The sequence below is a fragment of the Methylomonas sp. 2F7 genome, assembly GCF_057126975.1.
Window position 1 is genome coordinate 2,827,597 of record NZ_CP195203.1, and the last position, 20,105, is coordinate 2,847,701.

Below are 20,105 nucleotides of genomic sequence, written 5' to 3' on the forward strand. Positions count from 1 at the left end.
TTAAATACGTGATGAAATTTTTAACTTAATCGGCTGCTGCATGCCCGGCGGCGGTGCCTCCGCGACTCGGTCGAATTTGTTTAACAAGCGGCTGAGCAATTCGTCTATGTCCGCATCGTTGCTGCCCTTGGCCAATTCCACCCGTTCTACAGAGCCGTCGGCTTTCAGCCAGACCTTGACGATGGCGGTATAACCTTTACGGCGCAATTCTTCGTGGCTGCTGAGAATGTTCAGAATGCCGTTCTTGACCAAACCGCCGTACCAGGCAAACGGGTTGCCGGCTCCACCGCCGAACAACCCGGTGCCGCCCTTACGGGCTGCCAGACCAAAACCGTCCGATCCGGCCGTGCCCTCGGCATCCAGCCCCAGATCGCGCGGCGGTGCCTGTTCCGGCTCGGGTTCTGGCTCAGGCTCGGGTTCCGGATCGGGTTCCTTGATTTTTTCCTTGATTTCCGGCTCGGGCGGCTTTTCTACTTTCGGCGGTGGCGGCGGTGGGGGTGGAGGTTTAAATAAGGTAACCGCCTGAATTTTTTTCTCGTTTTTCGTCGGCTTTTTGTCGACGAACTCCATAATGATCTTAACGACGTAAAAAATCGCGATAGCGGCGATTACGGCAGCGATAAGCATCGGTATATAAACCCGCCAATGTTTCTTGTTTGACATGTCGCAAGGCTTTATTTGGTCAGATTTTGGGTAACCAGACCAACCTGGGTAATTTCCAGTTTGCCGAGCAAAGCCAGAATATCGACGACGCTTTGGTACTGGACCGTGGCATCGCCCTTAACCACCACCGGCAATTCCGGATTGGCGGCCTTGTATTGCATCAACGTCGATTCCAGTTGCTCCATCGTCACCGGAAAGGTATCCAGAAACAAAGTACCGTCCGCCGTCACCGTGATGGCTTTGGTTTGCGGCTTGGCCAAACTGGGCGTATTACTGGCCTTGGGCAGATTGACCTGCACGCCTTGCACGGCCGCCGTGGTCATCAGAATGAACACCACCAGCAACACATAAGCCAAATCCAGCATCGGCGTGACGTTGATTTCGTCGTACGCTGCGTTTTCTTCTTGAACTTTCATTGAGTATTCTCGTGATCCACAGATCGGGTTTCGGAAGTTGGGTTCGCTCGATAGAGCGCAATCCGGCACATCGAAGCCAACATGTCGGCTTAAGACTAACGCCTAAGCCGACCTACATTTCTTTTCAACTCAGCTATGCTGCTCGGCGAGTTTGGCGACGAATTCATCGACGAACACATGCATGTCGGCGGTCACCGCCTTGATGATGCTGCCCAGATAGTTGTAGGCAAACAAAGCCGGAATCGCCACGCCCAAACCGGCTACGGTCGCCGCCAAGGCCGCTGCGATACCCGGTGCGATAGCGTTGACATTCACTTCGCCGCTGGCCGCAATCGCCGCGAAGGTAATCATTACCCCGACCACGGTCCCCAGCAATCCCAGGAACGGTCCGCCGGAAATCGCGATGGTCAGCAGTACCATTTGCGAATTCAGTTTTTGCAGTTCCCGCACCAACACGCCATCCATGGAGGCCTTTACCGCATTCAATGCCTGGGCGGACAAGCCTTGTTCGGCCGCTTCGGCACCCACGCTTTTAGCCAGACGTTTATTCATTTCCTGCACACCGACATGGTAGATGCGATAAATGGAAGAGCCCGCAAAAGCCGCATGATTGCCGGTCAAGGACAGCAACAACGGCGATTCGTCATAATCTTCCTGGCCGTCTTCGTCCTGGTGATCCAGATTGCTTATATTTTTGGCGCCTAATTGGCTGAAGGCTTCTTCGAATTTTTTGTTTTCACTACGCGTGCGATTCAAGACAATCGCCTTGCTGACAATCACCAAGGTACTGACGACAAACATCACCCCCAGAATACCGATGATGACCCAGCCGTCCACGGTGACGTTATCCAGCGTCGACATCAAATAGGATTCGCCGCCCTCTTCGCTGTCGGGCGTGCTGTCTTCACCATAGTTCAACAACGCCGACGACTGGCCTTGCATCAGCGCCGCGAATTGTAGGTAATTCTGATCCCTCGCCACTTTGGCAATACCGAACTCGTCAATGGCGCCGACTAAGCCGCGTGAACCGTCCACCGCCGCGCCGATACTCATATCGCCCAACAGCGACGGCACACTCGCCGGCAAGATACCGACCGGCTTACCGTCCACGTATAGCGTGAAACCGTCCTTGTTACCGGCGACCGACAAATACTGCCAAGTGGCCAAATTCAGATCGGCGGAGCTGACCAACTGCTTACGATTAACTTCCAAAACCGGGGTTTGACCTCTAACAGATAAAATCAGCCCATCGCGCGCAAATATCACCCCGTCGGTTTGGGCCTGATCGATTTTCACCCATGCCGAAACTGTCCAGCCAAATTCGACAGCCATCTGAATGGCGGGCGTTGCCGCAATGCGTATCGATTGACTGCCGTTAAAACCGCCAGCTTCGCCAATGGCCCCACCTTCCACGACCGTTTGCGTAGCGGTAGCCGGTTGATTGGCGTACGCCGTAGCGTCTTTCACCGGACCGGCCTCGAAGTGATAGGCCACCGCTTGCGCCACATCGAAAATACCCGGCGCATCCTGGCCATCCACGGCTTTGGGATTACCGTAATACATCCAGAACATCGGCTCGTCGGTCGTCGCAATATCCTTGGGCAGTTTCACCCAAATCAAAGCCATCTCATTGAGCGGGTCGATTTTCTCGATATAAAACTTCAACGGGGTTTTATCGTCGCCGGCCATGAAGCGCAAATCTTTGCCGTTTTCGCCCAAATCGGCGAAGAAGCTAAAATTGCCGGTATGCAAACGCACCAGCACCAAGCCTTCCGCTACCGGCGTCACGCCGCCCTGCTGCAATTGCTGGGCGTCTATGGTTATTTTCTTTCTATATCCCCAGTCGTCGTTCCACCAAGCTTGGGCCAGTCCGGGCATCGCCAACAGGGCCGCTACTAATAACACAATCCGTTTCATGATCACTCTCAAATCAAAACATAAACTGGATTATCCCAACGTTTTTTTACATGATTATGACGAGCGGTAAAGTATCGAAAAAACTGGAAAAAATATTATTAAGCCGGACCTTAAATACTGTTCGCCTAAATGTCCTTGCGGGTACTGAGATTCTATGGTTTTCGTCAAGCTGCATTGTTGAGGCAACCAATTTTCTGAGCGTCAAATCGGGCATCGGCTTGTTGCCAAAGCGAGAATGCGATGCGTAATAATTTTCTGGCGATAATCACTAGCGCCTGAGTTGCCGAGAACTCTCTGGCTCTTAACTCTTGGTAATAGGGTTTCCACACAGCCGTTTTGACGGCTGCCTGGGCGCAGTTGTATAACAGCCGTCTCAGTTCACCCGGTCCCCGTTTGGATACGCGTCGGCGGCCCCGCTTTTGGCCTGAGTCACAGGCTCGGGGATCCAGCCCGACAAAGGCTACTACGGCATCGCTGCGGCTTAACGGGACCCGATCAAACAAGACAGCCAGCTGTGTTGAGGTTTGCCGGCCAATACCCGGTATGCTCTCAAGACGTCTGGCCTCGGCTTTCAGTGCAGGCTGCAAAGTTAATAAGTCATCCAGTTGCTGATCGATATGCTTGAGCAATCCGTCCAAGGCGGCCACGGTATCAATGAGTGGCGCTTCAAGTTCCTTCACGCTTCGCAAGGCTTTTTGCAGAGCTTGACGATGCTTGACGACCGTCGCACGGCGCCGTTGCAGTAAAGCCACTTGGTGCTGCATCGCCGAAGCAGGTTGATAGGGACGTAAATGATCCCGTTCAGCGGTGATAAATCGCCGGATCATTTGGGCGTCCACTCGATCCGTCTTGCCCCGTCTGCCCAAACCCAGGGCATAATGGCGCATATCCCGTGGGTTCAGCACATAGACGACCATGCCTATCAATACCGCTTGCTCTGCCATGAGTTGATGATAATCGCTGGTGGCTTCCAGGCCAATATAACTCCCGGTCGGTAACGTCTTCAGCCAGGCATCGATGGCCTCTGCCGTATTGGCAAGCGTCAACAAACCCTGCTCTGAATCTATCACCAGTTCATCTTTTGCTACATCGATACCGATCAACATTTCGCTTGTCATACGTCCTCCCCCTGTTGAAAAATAAGAGAGTCGGGGTGGTGCGTCTGCCGAGTAAGCTTGTGCACAAATCGGCGGTCTAACCGCTAGATTCTTCATCGACTCTGGAAGACGCGATGGGATGATTTCTCAGTGAGGTCTGTCTTAGCAGATGCTTGTCGATGTCCCTCCATCCCGACAACCAAAGTCTCCCCGATTCTCTTAACCTCTACCATACAAGCTTGTCGAAGGGCACACCACTCTGGGCTTTGACGAGCTCAGCTCGAACGAAATACCGGTGATATAGGGCCGGGGTGGCCGCGAAAGGCGGCAAACCCATTGCCCGCTGCGAACACAGCGGGCAATTCGGCCATTTTCAGCCTGAATAGCAAGACAGCAGGCTATTCACCAAAACCCAAAATATCCACGCTCAAGATACCCAAGGTGTTGGTCGCTGCCTTAGCCAGTTTTTCGGCAGCTTCCTTGCCGACGCTGCCGGTACTATCCAGCGACTTGCCGACCGCAGCCGCCACGTTGCTGACGCCGGTCAAACCGGCCGCGACACTGCCGGTCGCAGCCACTGGCACACCCACGGCAGAACCACCGATATCGATATTATCGGCGCCGACGATGGCGGTTGCGGCCAGCGTGATGTTATTGCCTCTGATACCCGCCTCACCGGCGTCGATGATGCCGCGCGGTGCAAACAACAACACGTCCCCTGCTCCCACCGTTCTGATACCGCCACCTTGCAACACCGGCGATACTTCCAGTACCGGCATACCCGCCGCATCGTAACTGACTTTAAGCGGCGGAGCCGCCAATGCGGTTTGCGCGCTACGACCGGCATCGACATCGCCTTCAGTGGAACCGCCGGTTATATTGCCGTTACCCAAGGTCACCACGCGCTGGATGTTCACGTCGATGTCGTTGCGGGCCAGCAGATTGGCCTCCCCCTGCTTTTTCACGATCACGCCCAACTCATCATCTTCCTTTGCCAAGCCAATATCGGCGGTCGCCAAACCCACGGTGATGCCGCCATTGGGAGTAAACAGATTGGCATCGCCGCCGTCCTTGGTTTGTATCGAACTCAAGAACAGCGAAATATTGCCCAGCTTGGGCCTAACCAGTTCGCGGGCGTCGTCTTTCTCGCGGTCGCTAGCACTGGCAAAGGTTTTACCCTGCCGTGCCAACTCCGCTTCGATTTTCTGCTGTAACACGGCATTCAGATTGTTCAAGATATTGCTGGCACTGGTATCGGCGTTGATTACAATGCCGTTCGCAGCGTCAATGCGGTAATCGCTATTGCCAGCCAATAAGGTGGTACCGGGGAACAGCGACTCGATGGTAGCCAGCAGTTTTAGTTCGGCCAGATCCTGAGCCTGTTTGGTAGTGGCTTTGGCCAGCGTGCTTGCATTGGCTTTTACCTCCTGCAAAAACACGCTTTGCACGACGCTTAACAGCTTGCTGTCCAGGCGGGCCTTATCCACCGTGGAAAGCCCGCTAAATGCCAGTTTGGCGGAATCGACGCTTAACGAAGAGTCGCCGGTGATGCTGCGCATTTCCTGCACGAACAAATTCAGGTAGCGCTGATTTTCCAGGACGTATTTACCCGAGTTGAGCATAAACCCTTCGGCAAAGCCATTGCTGTTCAGCGCACCGCCAGCCAAACCGGCAATCACGGTAATGTTGGCACCGTCATCCGCCAGCGCGGCATTGGACTGATCGCCTGAGGAAGTGATACCAATAGACGATCCCAAATTTACATCCCGGCCCGCCAGCGCGGTTAATTGTCCGGGACCGGCCACGTCTATACCTTGATCGGCTTCGATGATATTGCCGGTATCGGGGTGAATATTAATCGTGTAACGAATATCCCGGCCGGCATTAAAGATACTGACAGCGTCGGCGTTGTTATGTTGAATATTGAACGTGGCGCGGACAATATCCTGACCAGCGCTGACCTCGGCCGGCTTGGCCAATACAAACACCATATCGTCGTCGATACGGCCGATACTGCCGCTGCCGGTGCTAATCAACACCGGATTCGGGTCATTGGCGTGCAGCGGCGTGCTGGCATGTATCGCGGTGGGCGATTGCGGTTGCTGAATATCCAGAACCTTCAGCACATTGTCCAAGTCGGTTAAGGAAGACCCGACGAAGGGCAATGCGGCGCTAGGTAATGCCGCTGGTTCCGCATCGCTCAAAATAATCCGCGGATTACCCTTACCGGTTAAATTCTCAGCCGCAAATAACTCCAAGTCACCCTGCGCCGATGGGTACAAGGTGAAGCTCTTGTCCACGGCAATATTGCCGTTCAGTGCGTAGGCTTTTAGGCCGGCGGGATAAACCAAAAAGCCTTCGGAAATATTGGTATTGGTGGCCTTCTTCAAACTGGCGATGTCGTTTTCCAGGCCAAGGTCGCCGGAAAGCGTGGTCAATGTCACCTTGCTGTCGGTACTGTAGCGGAAAAACCGATTCGACGAGCCATTGATCAAATCGACCGAATCCGGCAAGGTCACGAACATCGGATCGACAATCGCTTCCAGGGCCATGGACTTGCCGGCGACTACATTAAACTGCGCATCGCCCAAAGCCAGTATCGGATTCAGCCCTTTGTTGGTTCCGGCTTTCAGCGATCCGTGCGCATAAATATCCGCCGCCCCGCCATCCACATAAAACACGCCGCCGGCGATATCCCCACCCGCCTGCAATTGCAGATTACCACCGCCGTTCACTTCGACCACATTGGTCTTAAACGTGATAACAGTGGCATCCGCCACCGGCGTATCCCTTTCACCTACCTGTTTACCGGTGGTAGGGATCATCACCGACAAGTCTTCGACATTTCCGCCCGCGCTGATGCGGACATTACCGCCGCCGAAGGCGGTTACGCTTTGCTGATGCTGACGAGAAAAGCCACTTGAATCGCTAATACCCAAGGCCACGCCCCAGGCTGTCGGACGTTCCGAATCAAATTCCGTACTGTGTTGATTGCTGTTGGACCAATCGCCGGTACGTACCAACGCATCGCTGAGCAACTGCGCACTAGGTTTGGCATCGATATCGCGCCCAACCTGAATGCTGATATCGCCGCCATCCACGGGATATTCGGCATAGAACAGCGCGGCTAAATCCGGCCCGCCACTACCCCAGCGTTTGGCGTCGTCGGCATCCGCGCGGCCCGCCGTGTAGATTGAAGAGCTTGCATTACCGTAGACCAAGTCGCGAGCCGCGCGAATATCAATATCGCCGGTGCCGGTCCGCACGCTGACATCATTGGCTAAACTGACGTCGCCGCTGCCGGCGCTGGTCAACAGACTGGCAGAGGCCAGCACTGTCATCGCATTGGCGGAACCCAAATCGGCGCCGCCGATCAGCTGGTAACTCCATGAAGCACCGGTTTGCAAATAATCGCTGACGTTGATCGCTCCAAAACTTGCGGAATTCAAAACGCCGGTGGAAAAGCCGTCGCTCAAATTGGCATTGATTAACAAATTGCCTTTCGCTCTAAGCGTTAACACCCCAACCAGATCGTTATTCGCGCCATAACGCCAGGCTTCTCCGCTATCGAGTTTTCCCAAATCCCACGTCTCGGCGATGGTCAAATTGCCGCTGCTGCGAACTTCTACGCCGGGGATAATGGTAAAGTCGGCGCCGAAGCGGCTGTTAGCGACATTAGCCGCCGCCAAATCGCTCATATAGGCCAGATTATCGTTATGCATCGCCTGCTGTTCGGCGGAGGCGATACGGCTATTGTTATAAATACGCGCGCCTTCAACGGTGACGTCGGTATCGCCAACGATAGTACCGGCGGCGATGGCTTTGACGTTAATGTCCGCCAGACCGTCGCCGTCGGTATCGTCGCGGTCGGCACGTAAATACACCTCGCCCGCCGCACCGGCTCCAGCCGCTGCAACGTTGATGCGCGCACCGGACTGGATATCAATGCCCGCGCCATCTAATGCGGACCCATCGATAGACGACAAACTGACCTTGCCGCCGTTGCCATTCGCCGCTTGCGCGTTCGCCAGAATCAGCGCCGAGCTATTCAGCGTCAGCAGATCTTCGGCTGCCAGCGTCACCGAACCGCCATTCGCCCCGGACGCATCCAAGGTGCCATCGACGCTGATATTGCCGGTATCGGCGAATAGATTGATGGCATTTGCATTCACGGTTTGCCCGGCGTCAACCACGATATCGCCGCTACGCGTTCTCAGTTCGACAGCACCGCTAAACCCAGCGGCGGCAAATACATTATTCAAAGCACTAAAACCGCCGGCGCTCAAACTGCCGGTGTCAACGGCGACCCGGCCACCGTTTGCCTTACCGACGCCATGAGCATCGATAAAACCGTTGAATTGCACCTGGCCGGCGCCGGCTTGCGCGGACAGTAAACCGGCAAGCATCTCGGCGTTACTGGCGTTCAACAGCAGCTTGCTGCCCGCTTCAGCGCTGATATTGCCATGCTGAGAACTCAGACCGATTTTGCCGCCGGACAGATTCACCGGCTTGCTCAGACCGGCATAAGCCACCGCGCCGGACACATCGATCAATGCATTACCACCCAAAGTCACATTACCCTGCAAGGCATTCAAGGCCACATTACCGGTTTTATACAACAAGGCCGTGTTCAAACCAATGCTATCGGCTTCCAACAATAATTGCGCGGCTATGCCTTGGGTACCGGCAGTTAGCGTCTGGCTACCGCCCGTGAGAGACAAGCCATGGCCGCTGGCATTGATGATGGTTTTAGCGCCATTCTCGGCACTGACAAACGGCGTATTCACGCTCAAGTCAGTCAATGCGGTTAAGGTGCTGTCACCCTTGCCCAACATACGCTCGCCGGCATTAACATTGACTGCGGCAAAACCCGACAGCTGGAATTTACCTTGGTCCAACAACAGCTGTTGCACATTGATATTCAATACCCCGCTGCCGTCGCCCGGCAAAACGCTGCCCGTAGACTTGCTGTTGGCAATACTCAGGGTTTTCGCATTCAAAGACAGGGGTTTCCCGACATTGACTTTACCGGCCAGACCCAAGGCATCAATGCGTAAATCGCCGAATTGAAAAGGCTGACCAAGGGCATCGGTTTGCAATAACTCGCCGTACAAGTTGACCATACCCCGGCTGCTCAACACCAACTCGTTAACAGTCAAGTGTGCGAGCTGAGTATTATCCAGCGACAGGCCAGTCGATACGCCGGCGGTTTCGCCGAGGTTGATAGTTTCCGCGCCAAGATACAAGGAACCGCCGGCCAGATTCAATTCGCCGGCCATTTTGGTCCGCCGTGTCGAGTCCAACGCCACCGAACCCGCGCCGGCCGAAATTACCGCGCCGGCACTTATGTTTAGATCGCCTTTCAAGCCCTTGGCGCCGGTTCGGTTGATCGTTGCCTGTTTGCCCGCCGATGCGCGCAGCAACGCGCCGTCGCCGTTCACCTCAAGCACCGTATCGCCATCGGTATCCGCAACCGCGCCGCTGGCTTCGATTTTGGCACCCTGTTCAAGCGTGACGGTTTCGCTGGCGGCCAGCAAGGCCTCCGGTGCTTTCAAGGTCGTGTTTTGGGCTACCGTCACCGACTTGGCGATGACATCCAGCTTGGTGTGGCCGGTCGCGGCGTCAAAGCTTCTCACCGCCCCCAGCAACAAGCTATCCACTCTAAACTTATCCAGGTCGCTAACCAACAATTCAACATCGTCGGTTGCGGCGGTTGTGCCCAAGGCCAATTTATCCGCCACGATGTCTACCAAGCCGCCACGTCCGCCCTCGACCACATCGGCCACCACGGTGGGTAGCTCCAGACGGGTTTTGGCGTTTAGCACCAATTGCCCGGCATCTTGCGGCAGACGCGGAATCGCCAGTTCTTTATTTACCGCTCTATCCGCGAAAAATTGGTTGGCCGAGCTGATGTTGTATTCGCTACGAGTTTTAGCAATGCTGCCGGCTTCGACCACATACTCGGACCAATACTGATCGCGGATGTCTGTTCCGGCAACGCTCCGGTAGCCGGTAACGACAGCAGCGCCATCGACCCGGGTTCTACTGGTGCCGGGAATTGCATTGGCGCTGCCGGCGACCGGCGACACCAAAAATGCATCCGGCAATAAGGCGTAACGAGCCGGAAGTAAGGCATAGTAGCCGGCGGCAAGGCCGCTACCGGCACCGATGTAAATGCTATCGCCAGTCTTCAAACCTGACTCGGGAAACGATTTGGGGTCGAACGGCGAATAACCGGATATACCCGGCACTACCGCAAAGCGTTGATCAGTATCAAGAACATCTACCGAACCGCCATCACCGGGAATAAATTCGAAGCCCAATAAATCGCCGCCGCCGGATAAATCCATCAAAGCACCGTCTTCCCGAAGGATTTGCGCGGCTTTAACGGTTATTTTCTTCTCTGGGCTTTCAAACACCCGCTTTTTATCCGTTTCAGCCGGTTTCAGATCGGGGTTGACCACGTTAAGATTGTTGCCGGTGCCGGCCAAGGGCAGCAGCCATTCCAGGCCGCCCTGGGTGACGCCCAGCGGGATGATTTGCCCCTTGGCCGAAACCGACGTCATGCTGTCGGCGCCGAAGGTCACCGATTTTGTCGCCTCCAAAACGATCTCGCCCAAGGGCGCGGTCAGCACGCCGTTTTGGACGATATTCGGACCCTGCACGGTCAAACTGCCCAAGGCGGACAGCACCGGCGCGGCCTTACCGCTTTTGTTGAAAGTCACCGTGCCGTTCTGATCGCCGGTGACCGCCAAGGTAAACTCGGTCAAGGAGGTGGGATAAACCTGCGCCGCAGTTAAATTAAGCTTGGAAAAGGTTTTAAATTCGCCGACAAAATCCAGTTCCTTACTGTCGATCCGTATGCCTTTCAGGCGAATATCGCCATCGGCGGCAAGATCAACCGTATTAAAACCGGTCGTTACCGAGCCACCGACCAAATCGATCAAATCGGCATTAACCGCCAATCGGCCATCGCCGTTGCTGGTTTTTACTATCGGTGCGCGATAGCTATCCGACCCCAAGGTCGCGGTGGTGGCGCTGATTTGCACATTACCGGTATCAGCGGCGGATTTCCGCTCCCAACCGAAATTGACTGCATCCAAAGCAATAGCGTTATTCAGTTGCAGATCGACATCGCCCGTAAAACGAATCTCACCCTTCTCTCCGGATACGGCCAGATCCACAGAGCTAAAACCGCCCTCACTAATCTGCTCGGCGGCCAGATAGCCAATGCCGGTCAGCCGATCACCGGGCGAATCTTTCTTGGGTAATGAATCGCCCGGTTTAGAAAAAGCCGCAGAAAAAGGTACATTCCGTTCCTGGGAGATTTTCAAAATGCGCGGCGCGCGCGGAAAGATGGAGTTTTCTACATCCGGATCGGCACGATTGTCTACATTAAGAAACACCGACAGCTTACCGCCGGAGGTGCCGGGCGCAGCGCCGCCGGCGGCTTGCATATCGCCGTCCAGGAACGCGCCTTCGGCGGCGGTAATATTGATGCTGCCGGCATGCGAACCTACTAGCGTGGCAGCAAAACTCGCACCTATCGCGGCGGGACTATTAACCGGTAAATCCAGGATGTCTTGGCTACCGGACACATCGATCAAAGAGCCGGCCTGGGAGGCAAAAAAGCCGCGTTGCGCATTGACGACCACCTTGCCGCCGTCAAAAACCTTACCGATACGCCGGCCCAAGCCGTCCACGGTAATTTGACTGCCGCCGGACACATCGATGCGGGCAGTGCTACCCAGCCAGATGCCTTGATTCTGCTGGTACTGCGGATCGACCTCACTTTGATCGGGAATAATATCCAGAGCCACGGTACCGCCATGCGCGACGATCCGGCCATCCAGCACCAGGGACGAATCGGACTCCAGCGTAACGCTGCTTAAATCGTCGGCGTTAATCGTTGCGGTAGCAGCCACCAGCAAATTGCTGTTGGCATTAATCCCGGCGGCATGATCGGATCGCAAGGTCAATTTGCTGGGTGCGCGCAGTTCCGGCAACAACGTCGTCAAATCCGAGAATGCTTCGATACCGTCGGCGTTGGCCTGTTCCAGATAGGTGTTATTTAGTACTCTGTTCTGTTGGCTCAGCTCAATATTGGCGCCGTCTTCCACCGTCAATCCGTTCAGATTTGCGCCGATATCGAACTCGGCAAAGCCGCCTTCACCGAAAAACGCAGTGGCAATTTGCAAAGGCTGCACGCCGCCATCGCCTCTGCTCGGGGTTTCTTCCCGACGAATGGCGACCGCGTTGGCTTTTACGGTAAAGCCGCCGCCTTGTTGCATGGCATAGGCGTGCATAACGCCCTCCATCAGCACGTTGGCGCCGGCGTTGTCTATGGCAGGTTCGGCGACCAACACAATGCCGCCCTCTTGCAAGGTATCGCCCTTACCTGTGGTTCTTTGCGCCTTACCGGCTTCCAGCGTACGGTCTTCGTGCAACCAGGCGCCGGCGCTGATGTCGATCAAACTGCCGGCCCGCAAATTCACGCCGCCGCCGTTACCCTTGGCCTTGGCAATAAAAGTACCGCCGTCTATGGCCACCGTCTTGCCGTCAAGATTTTCCGGCTGGGCGAAATCGTTAATCCATTCCCCGCGCAAATCGATCGTCGCCCCGGAAGCCAGGTTAATCTCGCCTTGCAATCCCGCCCCGTTGGTTTCGGCGGTTTCCAGCTTTACCGTGGCCCCGGCACCGACGATATTGCCGCGCACGTCAACCGCGCCGCCTTGTAACGTCAGATTGCCGCCGGCGACCAAGCGCAGGGTCGCATTGTCGGCGACGCTGATGTTACCGTTGGTTTTAAACACCGCAGTATGCACGCCGCCGTCGATGAGCTTGTTGGCATCCACGGCCAAAGCCATGGCCAAACCGTCATTTCCGACCGGGAACACGTCGTCGATATCCAAATCAATGCTGTTTTGCAAGCCAGCGGAGAAAATCAATGCCTGCGCATTACTCTGGGTAAACGCGATATCTACCGTCAGACGGCTGCCCTTGGCTTGCTCGGCCAGCGTCCGCTGCCGCCTGCCGTTGGTGGTTTTACCCAGCAGTTCGCCGTCTAAAATCGCGTTGTTAGCTCTGACCATTAAGCTGCCCGCGTCCTGACCTTCGACATAACCCGGCTCGAAACGCGCCAGCGTGAATGGACCGTCGATTTTCCAGACTTTGGTGATGCCCCATTTTTGATATTTTTTCACCACCTCGCCGTAAATCGCCTCGTAAGGCACCAAAGGATCGGCTTCGCTAATATCGACCAAGCGGCCATTGGCTAGCAGCTTACTGGTGGTAATAAAGCCATCCAGATAGGTAATCTCGCCACCGGAAAAGTCCAGAACCGCGCCTTTTTCCAGGATGACATCGCCTTCGGAGTTAAGCGCGATCTCGCCGCCCTTAACCATCCGTTCGGCGACCGTCCGACCAATCCCCGCCACGGTGGGCGCAATATCGGTCAGCGGCGTGCCTTCGCGGATGTCCACCAGGACGGTCTTACCTTTTAATATGCCGGTCTTTTGCAACGGCGCGTCTTTCAATTCAAAGTTGCGCAGCTCCACTTCCAAGACATTGCTTTCCATGGTGCGGATGACTTTATCTGTACCGGACACATCGATTTTCGCGCCGGCATCGATCAGGATCCGGCTATCGTTTTTTAGGCTGTTGTCGGCAACCGGATTTAACGGCGATTTAGTCGCGGTAATTGATACCTTCCCCGAAGGCGCGTTAATTTCCGACCCAGCCTGTAAATGCACCTTATCAGCCATAATCTCGACCCGAGATTGCGGCTGCACCTGACCGGGTACAGCGGTTTTCTCTACCAACACCTTGACGGTTTCGCCGGACTCCAGGGTTTGGGTTTCCTCGATGTATTCCACCTCGGGCAGAATCTCGGTGGTACTGCCCGCGCCCAAAGTCACTTGTGCGGAACGGCCCAAACCGTCGCCTTTATCCGCGGTGCGGGTGGTGGCTTTCGCGGTGATAACAGTCTCGCCGCCTTCGGTTTTGGTAGTAAAACCTTCCCGCGCCAACAGGCGGATCGTGCCGTTGACGTTGGTGGAGGTGGTTGCGGATACCTTGCCGCTTTGCTTGACGGCAAAGCCCATCAAGGTGACGTTACCGCGATTGGCGGCGATGTTACCCAAGTTTTCCACTTTACCGCCGGTCTCGACTTCCACTAGCAAGCCGCGCACATCGTTATTGGTCCTATCATCCGCTGTTGGCGCTTCCTGCAAATACACTTTGTCGGTCGCCGCCGCCATGATTACCTGACCGCCGGGCGATTCCACATCGCCTTTGTTCATGATGCTCGGGGCAATCACCAGGATGCGGCCGGCCTCGCTGGACTTGATCCGCGCCCCGCTTTCCACTTTGATCTCGATGGGGACTTTTTGACCGTCGGCATCCAGCTTGAAACTACCGTCACCGTTTTTTTGATAAAAATCACCGGACCCTTGAAAAGCAGCGCGACCATCCTTGGAGACAGTGCCTATGGTTTCCTTATCAAAGGTTTTTTCGAAACTGACATCCATCGTCGACGCCACCAGCCCACGGGCATTGACCACGGAATCCCTACCGAACACGAAACCGTTTTTATTAACCAGATATATCTGGCCGTTGGCGGTTACCGAGCCCAAAATCTGGCTGGGATTTTTGCTGGGATCGACGATTTTGTTTAGGGCAATGGCGCTGGCGCTGGGCTGTTTGAACTCGACGGAACTGTCGGCGCTGACATTAAACTTATCCCAATTCAGAATAACCCGGTCGGTTTCCTGATTAATGGTCATATTATTACCGACTACGGAACGGTTGGCGCCGCCCATGCTGGCCCAGACCGCGCTGGGCACCGGTAATTCGGCGCAGACCGGCGAGACAAAAGCGATCAGCATACTGCCGGCGACTGCCGACTTTACGCAAGCCGCAATGGGATTTAATCTGAAAAATACCGCGTCGTCATGCTGGTGCTGTTGTCTATTAGTCATAATATCGCCTGTGCCAATCGAAGAAACAACCGCATAAAAAATCGGTTGGCAACCCGGCTGTCTTGACTGACAAGACCCGCGGCTTTCCGCCCCCGCTTCGCAACGGGTTTAGCAATATTTAAATAAAACGGTAAGTTGCCTCGTTTTCACCCCCCCTCACCCTGCCCTCTCCCGTTGGAGAGGGATTGTTGTGCTTCGCGGTGAATAAATACAAATAACTTTTAACTGCCTAAATAACCATTTAATTCGGAGTAAATACTAATTTAAAACAGCCGCATAATAACTGTACAAAAGTAGTATCAAGGCAATATAAAATATTACATATTTATTACAGAAAATAGATTTGTAACAAATATGTAATATTCATAATAAATAATTAGTAAGGCAAAAATAATAATATTACTTAGTGGTCGCCCCTGAAAAATGAGGGGCGTTGAAAATCACAAACCGGATTTGCAGCGCAGTCTGCGGCTCGCGCATACGCGGAAATGACGCGTTTTTAGAGCTCCTCTTAAGTAACAAAAGACCGGAGCGAATAACCCAAAGACACCAGTTAATTCGCTCCCGTCTTCCGCAACCATTCAGCCGCCGCACCCTAAAATTGTGTTGCAATCCTAAAGTCCACCCTGTTCTCGCCGCGCCTGACAGTGCCTTGGTCCAGCAACGGAATGCCGAAATCAAACTCGCCTTGCACATGCTTGAACATATCGAAACGTAAACCCACCCCGGTGCTGGCCAGTGCCATTTCGTTGGCGTTGCCCGGTAAGGCGTCGACAATCCAGCCTTTGCCGGCATCGACAAACACCAGTGCCCGCATTTTGTCGAACTCGTCCCATGCGTCCGGCACCAGCCTTGGGCTATACCATTCCAGCGAGGCGGTCACGCCGTCATCGGATAGTGCATTAGTTTCCAAATAGCCGCGCACGGTTTGAAAACCGCCCATCGAAAATTGCTCGTTACTGATCAGCGGCGAATCGGTAATCTGTCCGGACATCCGCGCCGCCACTTCCATACCCCACGGCAAGTTATGCCGGTAGTCCATACCACCACTCAGATAGATAAAATTGGATCTGGCTAAAAAGCGCTTGTCGGCAAACTGCTGCTCATCGCTGCCCAAGCCGCGTATCGCAAAGTTGACCCCGACATTGAAAGACAACAAAGACTCGGCATCGCGCAAATTACCGCTGTACTGCGCCATGAACGGCAAATAACTGATAGGGGTTTTTAAGGTATCCGAACCTAATAAATTCAAATCTTCCTTAAAGTCTTTGTAATCGACGCCCAGCGTCGCGGTGTGCGTGTAATTGTTTAGCGTCTTCAGCGGCGACACAAAACGCGCGCCGTAAATATCACCGGTACCGATCACGGATAACGCGCCGGCACTGGCAATTTGCGACGTGGAAGACGAACTGACCGCGTATAGAGCAAGACGCTTGTCGTCGTCGATGATAGGCAGCACATAACTACCAACCAACACTTCCACTTCGTCCGGATTTTCCGGGGAGGTTTGATACATGAACGACGCGCTATGAAATTTTTGCCAAAGATTGTCATAACGCAATGACACCAAAGTCCGTAACCGACTGGTGTTCTGCGTATTGCGGGAATTGACTTCCACTTTGCCGTGCAAGGGCAATTCGTCTTTAACTTTGAGATCCACTTCCAGCGTACCCGGCGTTTCACCGGCCCGCAGCACCGGTACTACGCTCCTGTCCTCGCTCTCGCCGGCCAATGCGGTCAGCTGCTCCTGCATTTTCGGTAAATTGGGCACATTACCTTCCGCCAGCTCGGGTACTTTGGCTTTGATGGCACCCAGCGAGAAGTAACGGGAATCGGTGACTCGCAAACGCGATACCTTGCCTTCCGTCACCTGTAAATACACCACGCCGCCCACCACGTTTTGCTCGGGAATATCCACAGAGACAGTTTGATAACCTTTGCTGCGATACAGCTCTTCCAGTGCGCTACGCGCTTCTTCCACGGTATCGATGGTTTTTTTCGGGCCTAAAAACCGGTAGACGCAGCGTTCTACCAATTTCCGGTCCAATAAAGTGCTGCCTTTCAGGCGCAGCTCCAGTAAATCGAATTGATTGCCGGCTTCTTCCGCGCAAACCAGCGCACTAGCCGTCAATAACACAGCCGCCAAACCGAAACGGACCGAGCCTAAAAACAAATGTTGTTTCATTTCACCCATCGCAAAAAAAGACAGCCTCCGCAAGCGAAGGCTGTTTGTATTCAATGCGCATCCTTGCGCGAACCTCTAGCTATTACACTAAAGGTTTGTTACACGCTGATTACATCGGTTTGCTGGTGTTGGTAGAGTTTTTGATAACCGGCACTTGGCAGTTGCTCAAAGAACCCGCTACCGCGTGCGAGTAAGGCATAACAGGTGAATTGACATTGAACGTGTCGGTAAAGTTGTTGCCGTTACCGATAGCCAAATAACCTGATTGACCGAATGGGTGAACGAAACTAATGTTCAACTCGGTAGCCAAAATGGTTGGTGCGGCCGCGTCGGCAGCGATTTTAGCGATAACAGTGGATTTATCGGCGCTGATAGCTTTACGCCATTGGAAGGTTTGCTCAACCCAATCCATGTATTTGCCTCTGAAAGCTTGTTCCAGAGTTGGTGCTACACCGTCCACTTTGATAAAACGGTAATGCTTGGCATGCGTGGCGTTGTTTTCCAAACTTTGGTGACCGATGGCCCAGCCTCTGTTACCGGCAGTGTTAACCGCAGTGTTGAACACGTCAGGGTTGGTAGTGGTGATTTGTTTAGAAGCAGTTTCACCATCGGCAAAGTCTTCCAAGCACAATTCCATATCACCCGAACCGCTAACTTCATGTTTCACGGGGCCCGCCAATGGAGAACCAGGCCAATCAGGTGACAAACCGGCAGAACTGCAAGGGTTGTTCAGGAATTTGACGTATTGTTGCGCGCCGGTACCGGAACCGTCGATACGTTTGCAAAAATGCACTTTGGTATCGTTAGGGGTAACGTTTCTGACAGTGCCGTCGGAATCGGTGTAAGTCAAACCGGCAGTCAAGCTGGTTAAGGCAGTGCCGTTTACTTTAAACTCGGACCATCTTTTGATTTGACCGGAGATCAATTCAGCCACTTGTTGTTTGCTCAAGCTCGGCATACAGGCTTCGGTGTAATCGCCAGGTGCGCAGCTGCCGCCAAAACCGGCCAGCAGGTTTTGCGCTCTTTGCAAAGCCACATACAAGTTATCGGAAACCGGCACACCAAATACCAAGGCCGCTGCTGGCACCACGTTAAGTGCGGCATCTGCTTTAACTGGATCAACTTCGCTAGCGTTTGAAGGTTTGTTAGGACCGACGAACAATTTTGGCTCGACATCGGAAATACCGGCATCGGACAGCACGTTGGTCAGGTTAGCGCCGCTGGCGTTGCAAAACCAAGTGTTGGTCGCGCCTTGTTGGGTGCAGTTACCGTTGTCAATACGCATAGCAGCAATCGCCACGCCGTCGATCAGCGGGTTAACACCTTGCGCAGAACCGCCGGCAGAACGTTTGTGGAACAATACTTTAGCCGTGGTTGCGGCAGCACCGTTGACGGTCAGGCCGGGTACGTTAGTAGAGTTCAGTGTGCAGAAATAAGCACTATGGTTTTTACCTTCGGAACCCGCTGTACCGTTGTCTTTAAATACATCCAAAGTACCGGCGTCGCACAAATTAACAAACAATGCCGCCAGGGCTTTGTCTTGCGCGCTAGCGCCGGACATAAAGATTTCGATATCCGGCGTGACGCTTGGCGCATGTGCGGATGCACCTTGCGAGAAACCTGCCAGAGAAGCCACTGCGATAGCAGCAGACAATAATTGCTTTTTCATTGTATATCTCTCAATTGATTGAATTTAAAGTTTGAGCCGACCCGTTCATGAAGGGGGAACCAGCAAAGCAGAATCCGGCCGGCTCAAGACGTTTGCGGGATTAAACCGCCAATGATTTACGACGAGTGGCGCGCAGTACGCCCATCAAGCCGGCGCCGAACATCCAAACTGCGGCAGGCAGTGGCACAGCAGCGGGTGCAGCGGTATAGGTCAAAGAACCCACGTTACCGCTAAATGAAAAATTCCATGTACCTGGGAAAGTTTCCAATTCTCCAGTATCGAAATCGTCGGCATTGACTTTTTCATGAACGAACGCCAAAGCATTGCCTAACTGACCTTGGGCGGCAAATGGCAAAGCAGTTTGGAAATCGTTACCGTAAACAGCTGTATAACCTTGTTGGCCAACAGTTCTAAAGGTGCTCAGATTGTTAGAATTGGCATCTTGAGTTTGAACAGAACCAACCATAACGTTCCATTTACTCATAGTATTACCAATGTCGCCTGCATTGCTATCGATGACGGCAGGAGAAGGAACTACTGACGTTGTGTAGAAACCAAATTTAGGCAGGTCAGTCAGGTCAGCCAGGATCCCATGACCACCAGAAACTCCCCAAGCAACGTCGTTGCCGGCAGTGTAAGCAGCAGCGAATGATTGAAAGTTGTTGTCGCTCAGTGAGAAAGACAATGATTGGCTAGGGTTAGCCAGAAATTGCTCAACAGTGATACCCAAATCCAGTGTAAATGAAGTTTTCGCTGTGTAGTCAACCAGGTTGAACAAAAACTCGCTACCGTCTGCTGTTGCATCACCGATAGCTTGGATACGCGCTTCCGCGGCGCCTGAAGCGGCCGCCGCCAATACTGCAACTGCCAACAATTTTTTAGACAATTTCATTTTTAAAACCTCATGTTTAAATTTCGATTAATGACATAAGGTGACAGCCCAGCCGTCTTGACCTGCAAGACCTGTGACTTTCCGTCCCCGCTTCACAACGAGTTTGGCTTTTACACGCTTTAGATCGTACTCGACGCTATCTAACATCCTGACAGCGCCGCTTTTGTTGCCCCCGCTACCATTTCCCCCTTAGCCTCCTCCCTATCCTCTTCCTTAGCCGCTCCTTGTCCGTGCCGTCCGTGTTCCCTAGTTGCTCCTGAATCCTTGCTGAACTGCCGATCCTCGAC

General features: G+C 53.9%; 8 protein-coding genes and 2 riboswitches. All 8 genes read right to left on the reverse strand.

All coding sequences use genetic code 11. From position 1 onward, the window contains the following. The 8 genes from ACR64Q_RS12585 to ACR64Q_RS12620 all read right to left on the reverse strand — a co-directional run bounded on the left by ACR64Q_RS12585 (position 1) and on the right by ACR64Q_RS12620 (position 19,818). Entirely contained in the window at positions 1 to 663 is a 663-nt protein-coding gene (locus tag ACR64Q_RS12585; RefSeq protein WP_036275632.1) for an energy transducer TonB, read from the reverse strand. Between the two features lie 11 nt (positions 664 to 674). Next, a complete protein-coding gene (locus ACR64Q_RS12590) occupies positions 675 to 1,079 on the reverse strand; it encodes an ExbD/TolR family protein (protein ID WP_020482301.1) in 405 nt (134 codons plus the stop codon). A 129-nt stretch (positions 1,080 to 1,208) separates the two neighbouring features. Beyond that, on the reverse strand, positions 1,209 to 2,996 hold the full coding sequence (locus tag ACR64Q_RS12595; protein WP_026601183.1) for a DUF2341 domain-containing protein: 1,788 nt from the start codon (positions 2,994 to 2,996) through the stop codon (positions 1,209 to 1,211). A 164-nt stretch (positions 2,997 to 3,160) separates the two neighbouring features. After that, a complete protein-coding gene (locus ACR64Q_RS12600; protein WP_313732289.1) occupies positions 3,161 to 4,114 on the reverse strand; it encodes an IS110 family RNA-guided transposase in 954 nt (317 codons plus the stop codon). 377 nt (positions 4,115 to 4,491) lie between these two features. Further along, a complete protein-coding gene (locus ACR64Q_RS12605; RefSeq protein WP_313732288.1) occupies positions 4,492 to 15,072 on the reverse strand; it encodes a filamentous haemagglutinin family protein in 10,581 nt (3,526 codons plus the stop codon). A gap of 44 nt (positions 15,073 to 15,116) precedes the next feature. Beyond that, positions 15,117 to 15,195, reverse strand: a riboswitch (cyclic di-GMP riboswitch). Positions 15,196 to 15,667: 472 nt separating this feature from the next. After that, positions 15,668 to 17,257: a ShlB/FhaC/HecB family hemolysin secretion/activation protein gene (locus ACR64Q_RS12610; protein ID WP_152428810.1), complete on the reverse strand. Its 1,590-nt coding sequence runs from the start codon at positions 17,255 to 17,257 to the stop codon at positions 15,668 to 15,670. A 109-nt stretch (positions 17,258 to 17,366) separates the two neighbouring features. Then, positions 17,367 to 18,926, reverse strand: a complete 1,560-nt coding sequence (locus tag ACR64Q_RS12615; protein WP_026601185.1) for a hypothetical protein — start codon at positions 18,924 to 18,926, stop codon at positions 17,367 to 17,369. A gap of 100 nt (positions 18,927 to 19,026) precedes the next feature. Further along, complete coding sequence (locus tag ACR64Q_RS12620; protein ID WP_020482307.1) at positions 19,027 to 19,818, reverse strand: hypothetical protein; 792 nt, start codon at positions 19,816 to 19,818, stop codon at positions 19,027 to 19,029. Between the two features lie 39 nt (positions 19,819 to 19,857). Then, positions 19,858 to 19,936: riboswitch (cyclic di-GMP riboswitch) on the reverse strand. Between the last annotated feature and the right edge of the window lie 169 nt (positions 19,937 to 20,105).

Bases quoted from the DNA above. Each gene is read 5' to 3' on its own strand.
- ACR64Q_RS12590 (WP_020482301.1), bottom strand. From the start codon at position 1,079: ATGAAAGTTCAAGAAGAAAACGCAGCGTACGACGAAATCAACGTCACG.
- ACR64Q_RS12620 (WP_020482307.1), bottom strand. From the start codon at position 19,818: ATGAAATTGTCTAAAAAATTGTTGGCAGTTGCAGTATTGGCGGCGGCC.
- ACR64Q_RS12610 (WP_152428810.1), bottom strand. From the start codon at position 17,257: ATGAAACAACATTTGTTTTTAGGCTCGGTCCGTTTCGGTTTGGCGGCT.
- ACR64Q_RS12615 (WP_026601185.1), bottom strand. From the start codon at position 18,926: ATGAAAAAGCAATTATTGTCTGCTGCTATCGCAGTGGCTTCTCTGGCA.
- ACR64Q_RS12600 (WP_313732289.1), bottom strand. From the start codon at position 4,114: ATGACAAGCGAAATGTTGATCGGTATCGATGTAGCAAAAGATGAACTG.
- ACR64Q_RS12605 (WP_313732288.1), bottom strand. From the start codon at position 15,072: ATGACTAATAGACAACAGCACCAGCATGACGACGCGGTATTTTTCAGA.
- ACR64Q_RS12585 (WP_036275632.1), bottom strand. From the start codon at position 663: ATGTCAAACAAGAAACATTGGCGGGTTTATATACCGATGCTTATCGCT.
- ACR64Q_RS12595 (WP_026601183.1), bottom strand. From the start codon at position 2,996: ATGAAACGGATTGTGTTATTAGTAGCGGCCCTGTTGGCGATGCCCGGA.